This is a genomic window from Sphingomonas albertensis (genome assembly GCF_014358075.1).
Lineage (GTDB): Bacteria > Pseudomonadota > Alphaproteobacteria > Sphingomonadales > Sphingomonadaceae > Sphingomonas > Sphingomonas albertensis.
Genome location: NZ_JACONT010000009.1, coordinates 1 through 11,984, shown reverse-complemented (window position 1 = coordinate 11,984; position 11,984 = coordinate 1). Strand labels below are relative to the sequence as shown.

The window sequence follows — 11,984 nt, the reverse complement described above, 5'->3', positions numbered from 1 at the left end:
CAAAATCTCGCAATTTCATGCACCTATTGCCGTTAAATGACGGCACCATGACGAACGTGTCAGATTCGGCAGCGGAGGAAAGACAAATCGCGCGCGAGAATGCTGTCACACCAAGTATTCGCCGCCATGACCTGACTGCCGCCTTCGATCATTGCGGCGCCATCACGTTATTCGCGTAACGCCTCTTCGCGCAGCCGGGTGAAGGGCGTCAGGATATACGCCATGATCGATCGCTTATCGCCGATCAGGTTCACGTCCGCCGTCATGCCTGGACCGATCACCAGACGCTGGCCTCCGGGGCCGCGGAAGTTCTGCGCGTCGGCGCGTACCCGCACGGTGTAATGGCTCTCGCCGGTGCGTTCCTCGAGCGTGGCGTCGGGCGAGATGGTAAGGACGCGGCCGTCCATGCCGCCATAGACGCCCGATTCATACGCGGTGATGTTGACCCGGGCGCGCTGACCGATGCGCACCGCAGCGATGTCCTTGGGGCTGACGAGCGCTTCCACGGTCAACGTCTCGGCGCTCGGCACCACTTCGACGATCGGCTGGCCCGCGCCGATGCTGCTGCCGACCGTCGACACGAGCACGCGGTTGACGCGACCATCGACCGGGGAGGCGACCGTCGCGCGCCCGAGCTTGGCGGCAAGCGCCGGCATCGAGCGCTGGCGCGAGGCCATCTCGGATTGCGCGGCGGCCAGATCCGTTCCCGCCTGCGCGCGCCAGCTACTGCGTACCTGGGCAAGACTTGCGCGCGCTTCGGCGACGGCGGATTGCGCGCGGGCGATCGCTGCCGAGGCCTGGGCGGCATCGGTTCCCGCGACCGCGGCACTGTTCTCCAGTTGGATCAACGTCAGCTGCGGCTCGATCCCGCGCTGGACGAGCGGACGGATCATCTCGAGCTGACGCTGCGCGGAATCGCGTGCCGATACCCGCGAGGCATAGGCCGATCGCGCTTCGGCGACCGCACGCTCGGCTTGGGCTGCGCGCGCGGCACCGGCCGCGCTGAGGCTGGCGAGGTCGCTCATGCGTGCCGCGTGGAGCGAGCGTTCGATGCCGATCTGCTGCGCAACCTCGGGCGTGGCAGCCACAGGATAGACCGGTTCACGGCCGGCGATTTCCGCCTGCAACCGGGCGATCTTGGCGTTGAGCGCGCCGACCGTGATCTCGCTACTGCCGAATTCCGCCCCCGCCTGGGTCTGGTCGAGCCGGACGAGCGGCTGGCCGCGCTTCACGAGATCGCCGACATGGACGAGGATCGCCGAGACGACACCGCCTTCGAAATTGCTGAGCACCTGCAACCGGCTGCTCGGCACGACGCGACCCGGCGCATGGACGGTGCGATCCAGCTTCACGATGCTGGCCCAGACGATAAAGGCGACGATGAAGCCCAATATCAGCCACAACAGCAGGTTCGATACCGCCTTGGGCTTGATGCGATCGGCGAGGTCTTCGAGATGCGTGTCGGTCATGGGTTTCGTACTCAGGCCGCGTTGCGGGGACGCTGGAGCGCTTGCAGGACGGCGTCGCGCGGTCCGTCCTGGACGACCTTGCCCGCCTCGACGACGACGATGCGGTCGACCAGCCGGACGAGGGCAGGGCGGTGCGTGATGAGCACGAAGGTGCGGCCTTGCAACTCGGCCTGAAGCCGATCGATCAGCTGCATTTCGGTCGTCTGGTCCATCGCACTGGTGGGCTCGTCGAACACCAGCACCTGCGGACGACCGGCCAGCGCGCGTGCGAGACTGATCGACTGGCGCTGGCCGCCCGACAGGCCTTCGCCGCGATCTGCGAGCATCAGGTCATAGCCGTTGGCGATCCGCCCCATAAAGCCATGCGTGCCGGTCAGCTCGGCGACGCGCAGCATCTCGGCATCGTCGACGCCGGGGCGGCCGAGCGTGATGTTCTCGCGCACCGAACCGCTCAACAGCACGCTTTCCTGCAGCGCAGTCCCGACCAGCGACCGCATCGCGTGTGGATCATATTGGCGGATGTCGGTGCCGTCGATCATCACCAGCCCCTCCTGCGGCTGGTAAAGACCGAGGATGAGGCGCGCGATCGTCGATTTGCCCGATCCTACCCTGCCGAGCAGCGCGACGCGCTGCCCTGCCGGAATGACCAGATCGAGCCCGTCGAACGTCTTCTCCGCGGCGCCCGGATAGCGGAACGAGACCCCGCGCAACTCGATCCGACCATCGAAGCGGGCGGGCTTGAGCGCGGTGCCGCGCGGCTCCTCGGACCCCGTTTCCATCATTGCGTCGATCTGCTTGTACGCCGTGCGCGTCGCCGACAGCCGCGACAGCAGCGCCGCGATCGTCGCCAACGGCTGCACCGCGCGGCCCGACAGGATCGAACAGGCCACCAGCGCACCGGTGGTCAGCTTGTGGTCGGCGATCAGGAACACGCCGACGACGACGGTACCGGCATAGGCCAGCGTGTTCGCCGACGCCGCGACCGTAGTTGCGATCGTCGAGACCAGGCGTTGGCGCGTCGAGCTGTCCGAATGCTGCTGGTTGGCCCTTTTCCAGCGCTGGCCGAGCAAATTGCTCGCACCGCTGGTCTTGACCATTTCGAGCGCGCCCACGGTCTCGACCAGCACGCTCTGCTTGGTCAGCCCTTCGCTCATCGAGCGCGCCGACAACCGATCGAGCGCGGGTCGCGTCAGCCAGCCTGCTCCAATGACGATCGGGATCGCCGCCAGCGGCACCCACACCACCGCCCCGCCGAGGATGGCGATGAAGATCAATGTGATGACGATGAACGGCACGTCGACCAGCGCGGTCATCGTGGCCGACGCGAAAAAGTCGCGTAGCGTCTCGAGCTCGCGCATCATGCCGGTCAGCGCGCCGGTCGATCCCTTTTTCTGGTCGAGCCGGATCGCGACCAGGCGGCGGAACACCCGTCCACCGATATCGTGATCGATATCGGCGCCCGCCAGGTCGGTGAAATAGGCGCGCAGTACGCGCAGCACGAAATCGAACACCACGACGATCGCGAGCCCGATCGACAGCGCGACCAGCGAGGAGAACGCATTGTTCGGGACGACGCGGTCGTACACCGTCATCGTGAACAGCGACGTGATCAGCCCGAAGATATTGATCATCGCAGCCGCCAGAGCGACCTTCAGATAGGTGCCCTTGTTGCGCAACATCGGCTCGACCAGCCACGGCGCGAAGCGCGGCCGCGGATGCTCGATCATGTCGTGACCGGACCCGTCATGGGGCATGGCGTGAGGAGGGGTCATTGGGGTTCCAGCGCGGCAGGTTGAATGCCCAGTGCCGGCAGCAGCCGGCCGGTCCGGGCGAGAAGCGCATAGCGCGCGGTATCGAGTTCGATCACGGTCTGGACATAGCGGGCAGCGACACCGAAATAATTGCTCTGCGACGCGAGCAGATCGAACAGCGTGCCGCGCGAGACGCGGAACCGTTCCGCCAGCACGTCGCGCGCGCGCCGGCTCGCCAGGTAATTGGCCTCGATCGCCGTCTGCGCATCCTGCAATGCGGCCACGTCGGCCAGCGCGATCTGGGCATCACGCTGTGAATCGAGCCGGGTGCGCCGCAACCGGGCATCGGCACCATCGGCACGCGCCTGCGCCTGGTCGACGCGCTGCGGCCCGCCGCCACCCAGCCGCATGCTGAGCGTCAGGCTGCCGCGAATGTCGTAATCGCGTGCCGTCTCGATGATGCCATAGCGGCCGGCATCGATCCCGCCGGATAGCTGCGGCAAGAGATCGGACTTCACCGCGCGTACGTCCGATCGCGCCGCATCGACACCGAGCTTGGCAGCGCGGATCGCGGGCAGCGTATCGATATCCGCGGCCACGGTCGCAGTGCCGATGCCGGCCAGCGATGGCTCCGGCGCACGGGCCAGCCCGACAGGCGGCGCATGACCGATCACCGCGGTATATTGGGCTTCCGCACCGGCCAGCTGTCGCCGGAAATCGGCAAGCTGTGAATCCGACGACGCGATATAGCTGTCGACCTGCGCTACGTCGCCCGGTGCAGCCGCGCCCTGAAGGATGCGATCCTCGATACTGCTGCGCAGACTGCGCTGGCTGATCGCGAAGGCCTCGCCCAGCCGGACGAGAACACGGTAGCCATAGACGCTGTACCAGGCCGAGACCGCGCTCAGCGCGACCTGCGTACCGATATCCTCGACATTGGCGCGCGCCGCGTTCAGCCGGGCCTCGCTCGCCCGGATCCGGCCGAGGCTTGCGCCGAAATCGATCAACGGCTGCTGGATGCGGAGCAGGCCATCGGTGCGACGGCTCGGACGCGAGCGTTCGAGGACGTTGTTCGGATCGTTCGAAAACGCCCGGTCGATGATCCGGAAGGTCGAGATCGACAGATCGGCGACGGGCAGCGCGCGCGCGCGCGCTTCGCCGCGCACGCCCTTGGCTTCGTTCGTCTGCGCGATCGCCTCGTCGAGCGAGGGATTGCGCGCAACCGCCTCACCGATCACCTGCTGGAAGGTCGCAAGTGGCGACTGCGCATGCGCCAGCTGCAGGATCGGATCGGCGGTCGGATCGATGTGCAACGGATCCCCACTCGGCGCCGGCAGCCCTCCAGGCACGCCTTGCGCCCAGGCGCCGAGCTGCGGCGTGCCTCGCAGCGGAGTCGGCGGGCCATAGGAAGCGCTGGGCGGCCGCACGATTGGCTCGCTCGGACCCGCTATGCCGATCGTAGGTACGGGAGCGGGCGATACCGTCACCGGCGCCGGGACGGACGTGCTTGGCAGGGTGGGGGAGGGCGGCAACGGTCGCGGTGTCGCGCCCTGCTGCGGATCGACGACCAGCGACCCTTGGGTCGCCGAGGGCGCACGCTGCGCATCGATCGGCGCCGCAGCGAACGTCAATCCTGCAGCGACAGCGGTACAGCAGCCGAAGCGACGTCTGCGCGTCATCCGTCCTAGCGCCTGCATCGTGACGATGACCCACATGACGAGGACCGACGTACCGATGACCGGCGATCGCCGTCGCACCCTACCCGCGTGCAGCCATCGCGAAGCACGATGGCCGTCGATCCTGTCATGTCGTCGTACCCCAGCCCCGCATTCGGGTTCGGCTGCACTCCACCGCGCTCGCGGTCGGGACGGCCGATCCCTTGCTCCCCTAATATTGCGGCGGCACCTTTTCAGGTCTCCGCCCCCCTACATTCCCATTCTTCTATTTCGCCGCTCACGACAAGGGCATCGCGTCATCATCGGAAGGAGCGTTTCGTCGACGGTGCAGTATCTTGTGCCGATGTGACCCGGCCGGCGGTGATCCTCCGCGCGGCCGTCACGATCCACGGCTGCGGCCGGTCTGTCGCGTGGGTAAAGCAACGCTGCCATGACGCCCGGACATTCGACGGACGTCGGTGCCAGTACGGTGGTTGACCCGGGCGGTCGTCGCTATGCATGTCTCGGCGATCGTTCGATAGCGCGGCCGGGTTCAGCTCAGCACGCGACATCCCTATTCCCAGGCAGACCAAATTGTGATGCTTCGCAACCGACCTGACGACCGCGAACTGGCGCTTCTCGCCGCCTGCCTGTGCCCGCCGACTCTGCCGCACCGGGCGGCGGGCATCGCGCGGATAGCTGCACTCCCCTTCGACGCCGACCGGCTGGTGAATCTGGCACATCGACACCGGGTCAGTGGGTTCGTCGAGGAAGGTCTGAAGGCGATCGGCCATGCGCTACCCGACGCGGCTGCGGCCCTTCTTGCGCGGCGTGCGGCAGCATCGCGGATGCAATCCCTACGCAACGCGGGGGAGGAGATCCGCGTCGGGCGGGCACTGGCCGCGGCCGGGATCGATGCGGTGTTCGTCAAGGGATCGACGCTGGCGATGCATGCCCACCGCACGCTGATGCTCAAGACGTCCTGGGACGTCGACGTCCTGGTTGCGCGTGGCCAGCTGGATGCGGCGTGCGAAACCCTTACGGCGCTTGGCTATCGCCTCTCGATCCTGGGGGGGATCACCGATCCGGTGCACATCCGTCGCTATCTCGCCGCACACAAGGAGTCCGAATGGTACCATGACGACCGCGCTACGGTCGTCGAACTGCATACCGAACTCGGCGACAATCGCGCGGCCATTACCTCGATCGGCCTCGGCTCACCGCGCATGCTGGTCGAACTGATGCCCGGCACGTCGCTTGCGACGCTCGCGCCGGCGCCGCTGTTTGCCTATCTGGTGTTCCACGGTGCCAAGCATCTATGGGCGCGCCTGAAATGGCTCGCCGACGTGGCCGCATTGCTGCACGATGCGGATGTCGAGACGCTGTACCGCGAGGCCATCGCGCTGGGCGCCGGGCGCTGTCCCGGGCTGGCGATCATCCTGGCGCACGAGCTGTTCGGCATCGCCGTACCTCATGCCTTGCTGGAGGAAATCCGCCGCGACCGCGTGACGCGGCGCCTCGTCCGTTTCTGCTACACCGCGATCGTGGCGGACGAAGACGCAGAAGGCCGGCTGATGCGCCCGATGCGCGAGTTGATCGCGTTCGAGCGCGCACAGCTCTGGCTCGTACCCGGTCTGGCCTATCGCTGGGGTGCGGTTCGTAGTTTGCTTAGCCGGCCCAATGCCGTCGCGCATCTACAGGTGCCGAGCTGGGCGGTTCCCGCCGCCATCCTGACCGGATTGCCGCTGCGCCTGCTGCGCCGCCCCGCGCGGTTGCGGCCGCAAAGCGCCGGGAAGACTGCCAAGACCCTGTAGCGCCGGCGCGGTCGATCACGACACCAGCTTGCTCTCGGTCCGCCGTCCCCGCATGCTTCGCTGCATGCCGTTCCTTCGCAATCCGACTACCGCCCCGGCAGCCGATGGCCCCACGGGATCGCTGGTCGCGGACGGGAAGGCGCTGGTCGGCGATTTCGTCCGCTATGGCGGGCGACGACTGGGCGCGGCGCTCGCGCTGATGCTCGCAGGCGGCATTCTCGAAGGCGTCGGTCTGGCGCTCCTCGTGCCGATCTTCTCGCTGCTCGCGCCGCAGACCGGTGGACGCTGGCGGGCGATGATCGTCGACACCCTGTCATCGGTCGGGCTGGTCACCCGGCTCGAGCAGCTGGCGGCGGTGCTACTGGCGTTCTGCCTGCTGGTCGGCGTGCGCGCGGCCGTGCTGTCGGCGCGCGACCGTCTAGTCTCGGACCTGTCGCTGGGATTCGTCGATCATCGCCGGCTGATGGTCGTCACCGATCTGGCGCACGCGCGCTGGTCGTCGCTGGCGCGGCTGCGGCACGCGCGGATCGCGCACATCCTGTCGAGCGAGATCACCCGGCTGGCCTTTGCCTGTTCGGTGCTGCTGCAGATGATGACGGCGAGCATCATGCTGGTGACCCAGGCTATCCTGATGATCCTGCTGTCGCCGGTCGTCGCGGTGCTGATGATCGGGTTCGCGCTGCTCGGCCTCGTCGTACTGGTGCCGTTGTCGCGGCGCGCGGCCGATGTCGGCCGATCTACCGCGCGCTTCGCGTTCCGCATTGCCGGCGAGACGGCCCATTTCCTCGGTGGCCTCAAGATCGCCGTCGCGCACGACATGGCGGATGCCTTCGTCGCGCAGATCGGCGAGGAGGGGACACAATTGCGCGCGCAGCTGACCCTCCAGCAACGCTTCCAGTCGCGGGTTGCGATCGTATCGGCGAGTATCGCCTCGCTGGCCGGGGCGATGATGATCTTCGGTGCGGTGCTGTTCGACATCCCGACCGTGACGCTGCTCGCCGCGCTGGTCGTGCTGGTGCGGATGAGCGGCCCGGTCCGGTCGCTCCAGCAGAGCGTGCAGCAATTATTCGGCGTGATGCCCGCCTTCACCGCGTTGCACGATCTGAAAGTCGATCTCGGCCCGCCGGTTGCGATCACCAGCGGTGCCGGCGCGCAGTCGGTTCGACACGGAACGATCCGCTTCGATCGCATCACCTTTCGCTATCCGGACGCGAGCGCGGCCGTGTTCACCGGGCTCGATCTCGCGATCGGCGCAGGCGAGCTGGTCGGGCTGTCCGGCCCGTCGGGCACCGGCAAGACCAGCTTCGTCGATCTGCTGACCGGACTGCTGGAACCCAGCGAGGGCAGGATCATGATCGGCGACGCCGTGCTGGGTCCGGCCACGCTCGCGAGCTGGCGGCGTCGCCTCGCCTATGTCGCGCAGGATTCCTATCTCATCAACGACAGCATCCGCCGCAATCTGACCTGGGGCAGCGACGTCCGCCCCGATCCGGACCTCTGGCAGGCGCTCGCGCAGGCGGGGGCGGCCGACATGGTCGGGGCGATGCCGCAGGGGCTCGATACGCCGATGGACGATCGCGGCACACGGCTGTCGGGCGGCGAGCGCCAGCGGATCGCGCTCGCCCGCGCGCTGTTGCGCGATCCGCAACTGCTGATCCTCGACGAGGCGACCAATGCGATCGATATCGCGACCGAACAGGCGGTGATCGCCAATGTGCGCCGGGCACTGCCCGAAGCGACGATCCTGATCATCGCCCACCGCGAGGAAACGCTCCGCGCCTGCGACCGCGTGATCATGCTTGAGACGACTCAGACCACCATTTCGTAGCAACATGCTGACACGTCGACATGTCGACGTGTCAGCATGTTGCCTAGTCGTAACTGAGGTCGCACCCTGGATCGGAACACATCGGTACGGCCCGCTTCCGGCCTACCGACAGCAATTCTCTAGTTCGGCTTGCGACGACAGGACAACCCGTTAAGCGTCATGGATATTGCCGTTTTATCGGAGCTTTCGATGCGTCTCACCCTTGCTGCCGCTCTCCTTGTTGCAACTGCGGTCCCGACATCAGCTCAGTCGCTTCACCAATATGGCGCCCTTGCCCTCTCACCTGCAGGCGATCGGATCGCCACGGTCGAGAACAACGGTACGCGCGGCGTGGTAACGATCCGCGGCGTCGCGGACGGGCGGGTGTTGCGGACGATCGATCCCTGCGCGACGTGCAGCTATTCGGGGCTGACCTTCACGCCGGGCGGCGACCTGATCTTTCTAGTACGCGACGGCACCGCGGGCACCGTCCGACTGACCTATGCCGATGCCAGGACGACGCGCACCGTCGCGACGATCGCCGGCATCGCACAGACGCCTCGCGTATCTCCCGACGGCAAACGGATCGCGGTGCTAGTGACGCTGGGCGCCGCCAAGGAATCGGGGGCGACGCAGGCGGGCGTGCGGATGATCGGCGAGATCGGCGAGAAGAGCGACGAGCAGCGCCTCGCGGTGTTCGACATTGCTGCCGCAACGCCGGCTGCGACGGTAACGCCGCTATCGCCCGCGGGTCGCTATATCTACGAATATGACTGGACGCCGGACGGTCGCGGCTTCGTCGCGACGACGGCGCTCGGCAATGGCGACAATAACTGGTGGGTGGCGACGCTTGACGCGATCGATGCGCGGACCGGCGCGGTGCGCTCGATCGCAAAACCAACGACGCAGCTCAACCAGCCGCGCGTGTCGCCCGATGGACGGACGGTGGCCTATGTCGGCGGGCTGATGAGCGATTTCGGCTCGATTGGCGGCGACGTCTTCACCGTGCCACTGGCAGGTGGCAGTCCACGCAACATCACCGCCGGCGCCAAGTCGACCGTGACCACGATCGACTGGACCAAAGGCGGCCTCAGGACGGTGACGCTGGCGGGCGATCAGGTCCAGCTCGGCACGCTGACACCCGGTCAGGCGGTCGTGCCAGGTTTCGCCAAGCCGGCAAGCGTGAGCGCAGGCGACGGTCGCGCGGTATTCTCCGCCGATGGTCGCATCGCCGCAGCCGTGGTGCAGGATTACGAGCATGCCCCCGCTCTCTATGCCGGACCGATCGGCGCGCTGCGGCAGCTCACGCACGACAACGACGCGGCGCCCGCGCTCGTGACCGCGCGCAGCATCACCTGGAAGAACGAGGGGTACGACGTGCAGGGCTGGCTGCTTGCGCCTCGGATTACGCCCGTGGGCAAGGCGCCGATGATCACCCTCGTACACGGCGGGCCCTCCTCGGCATCGATGCCGGGCTATCTGTCCGAGACCTCGCTGAATGCTGCGCTGCTGAAGGCGGGCTATTACGTCTTTCTTCCCAATCCGCGCGGCAGCTACGGCCAGGGCGAAGCGTTCACCGCCGCCAACAAGCGCGATTTCGGGGGAGGCGACCTGCGCGACATCCTGGCCGGCATCGACGCGGTCGAGCGGCTCGCGCCGATCGACGACACACGCCTCGGCCTTGGTGGGTGCAGCTATGGCGGCTTCATGGCGATGTGGGCGAATACGCAGACCGATCGCTTCAAGGGCATCGTCGCGGGCGCCGGTCTGTCGAACTGGGTGAGCTATTACGGCACCAACGGCATCGACCAGTGGATGCTGCCGTTCTTCGGCAAGTCGATGTACGACGATATGAAGGCCTATGAGGACGTGTCGGCTATCTACCAGGCCAAGCGGGCGAAGACGCCGACGTTCATCTATGTCGGCGAGCGCGACATCGAGGTGCCACCGACCCAGTCGATCGAATGGTGGCATGCGCTGAAGGACCGCAACGTGCCGGTCAGCCTCGTGATCTACCCCGACGCTGGCCACTGCGTGACAGGACCCGAACAGTCCGCAGATGTGCGCCAACGCGCGATCGCCTGGTATGATCGGTACGTGAAGACGCCACGCTAGGCACTATGTAGCCGGCCCCAAAGTCAGATCCGCGCGTATTCAGTTGGCCGAGATCCTGCGGGATGTCGGCGTGAAGCTGAGCGGATCTACCAGAAGCGCCCGACGTGAAAACGCCAGACCCGCATGGTTGTGGTTTGTGGTGGGCGCGCGCCTGCGTTCGATCGCGGTTCACCCCAGTATTTGTCGTCAGATCGCGCGCATCTAGCTAAATAAAACCCAGGCCTTTCAAAATTGATCTGTTTCCGGTTACCACCGGATGAAGGCGGGGGCACGCCAGGGGGATGTCGAAATTATGAAGATAAAACAATTGCCTGAATGCCTGTTCGGCCGCCACTTGCGCGATGCTCACGGCGTTCGGTTCCGAGACGACATGGCTTTCAGTCGGTGCGTCGGCTGTCGCGTTGCGATGGTCAAAGTACAGGGACGTTGGCGACCGGTCGGCCGCAGTCCATTGTGGCAATATCTCGCTCTGGCTGCGTTGCTGCTGCTTTTGGCCTTTGGTTTGCAACGATGGTATGCCGCAGCCCACCCCAAACACGACATCGTGGTCTTCGTCGGAGACAGCATCACCGAGGGCGTTGCCGCGAGCGATCCGCTGACGACCTCTCGTCCGGGCCGGTACCAGGTTCATGCCGGCAACGATGTGATCGTCGCGAACGAGGGGGTGAACGGCATCACGCTGGGCTCGTTGGCCGGGCTGGTATCGCTGAAGGATTACTACCAGTCGGGACGCCGCAATGTCGTGGTCCTGGGGGGCGGTTCGAACGACTTCGCCCAGAACGCCAAGGCCATTCCGTTGTTCAAGACGCTGCAAGACTATGCCATGCGGCTCAAAGACGATGGCTGGATCGTCGGGGTCGGCACGGTGATGGCGCGCAACGGCCTACCGCCCGAGCAGGAACGCGAACGGCTGGCGTTCAACCGGATGATCGTTCACGGCCCGTTGAAAAGCCAGGGCATTGCGGTGCTCGACTTCGACGCGGAGCACCGTGCGGGACGCGTTCCCCTGGCAGATGGTGTGCATCCCACCGATGCCGGCTATGCGGGCATGAGCAAGCTCGATGTCGCGTTCGTCGACAAGGCTCTCGAGAAGCATTGAAGCCCTCGCGCCAAGTGGATCACGACGACATGACACTGACCCGGCGCGCGGCCGTAAGCGGCATAGTCAGCACTGTAGCGCTCGCGGGATGTGGCGGCGAGGGCGGCGCCAGCGACGCCCCTATCGCCGTCGTGCCCGTCACACCTGCACCTGCGCCGACGCCTTCTCCGACACCCACGCCCTCGGCGCCCCCGCTCCAATCGCGCAGCACGCTCGGTATCTTGACGTTGGGCATGTCGGTTTTTCTGGGCGATGATCTGGTGAGCTTCGGCAA

At 66.3% G+C, this 11,984-nt stretch carries 7 protein-coding genes and 1 pseudogene; 5 read left to right on the top strand and 3 right to left on the bottom strand.

What is annotated here, in order from left to right; genetic code table 11:
- Positions 1–167: 167 nt before the first annotated feature.
- Genes H8S47_RS06050 through H8S47_RS06040 form a run of 3 tightly spaced genes read right to left on the bottom strand, consistent with a single transcriptional unit; the run spans position 168 to position 4,977 of the window.
- Positions 168–1,469 (bottom strand): HlyD family type I secretion periplasmic adaptor subunit, encoded by a 1,302-nt coding sequence (locus H8S47_RS06050; RefSeq protein WP_187503026.1) that lies wholly within the window; start codon positions 1,467–1,469, stop codon positions 168–170.
- An 11-nt stretch (positions 1,470–1,480) separates the two neighbouring features.
- Positions 1,481–3,241 carry a type I secretion system permease/ATPase gene (locus tag H8S47_RS06045; RefSeq protein ID WP_235982640.1) on the bottom strand — a complete coding sequence of 587 codons (1,761 nt, stop codon included), beginning with the start codon at positions 3,239–3,241 and terminating at the stop codon, positions 1,481–1,483.
- Positions 3,238–4,977 carry a TolC family protein gene (locus H8S47_RS06040; RefSeq protein WP_214654966.1) on the bottom strand — a complete coding sequence of 580 codons (1,740 nt, stop codon included), beginning with the start codon at positions 4,975–4,977 and terminating at the stop codon, positions 3,238–3,240. Before H8S47_RS06040 ends, H8S47_RS06045 begins: the two co-directional genes overlap by 4 nt.
- 497 nt (positions 4,978–5,474) lie before the next feature.
- Between H8S47_RS06040 and H8S47_RS06035 the strand changes: the two genes are divergently transcribed.
- The 5 genes and pseudogenes from H8S47_RS06035 to H8S47_RS18640 form a co-directional block, all read left to right on the top strand.
- Positions 5,475–6,689: a nucleotidyltransferase family protein gene (locus tag H8S47_RS06035; protein ID WP_187503024.1), complete on the top strand. Its 1,215-nt coding sequence runs from the start codon at positions 5,475–5,477 to the stop codon at positions 6,687–6,689.
- Positions 6,690–6,753: 64 nt separating this feature from the next.
- Positions 6,754–8,517 (top strand): ABC transporter ATP-binding protein, encoded by a 1,764-nt coding sequence (locus tag H8S47_RS06030; protein WP_187503023.1) that lies wholly within the window; start codon positions 6,754–6,756, stop codon positions 8,515–8,517.
- A 189-nt stretch (positions 8,518–8,706) separates the two neighbouring features.
- Positions 8,707–10,611 (top strand): S9 family peptidase, encoded by a 1,905-nt coding sequence (locus tag H8S47_RS06025; protein WP_187503022.1) that lies wholly within the window; start codon positions 8,707–8,709, stop codon positions 10,609–10,611.
- Between the two features lie 256 nt (positions 10,612–10,867).
- The gene (locus tag H8S47_RS06020) at positions 10,868–11,710 is read left to right on the top strand and encodes an SGNH/GDSL hydrolase family protein (RefSeq protein WP_187503021.1); all 843 of its coding nucleotides are present in this window, start codon (positions 10,868–10,870) and stop codon (positions 11,708–11,710) included.
- A 14-nt stretch (positions 11,711–11,724) separates the two neighbouring features.
- Positions 11,725–11,984 (top strand): annotated as a pseudogene (locus tag H8S47_RS18640) (hypothetical protein); the annotation flags it as partial.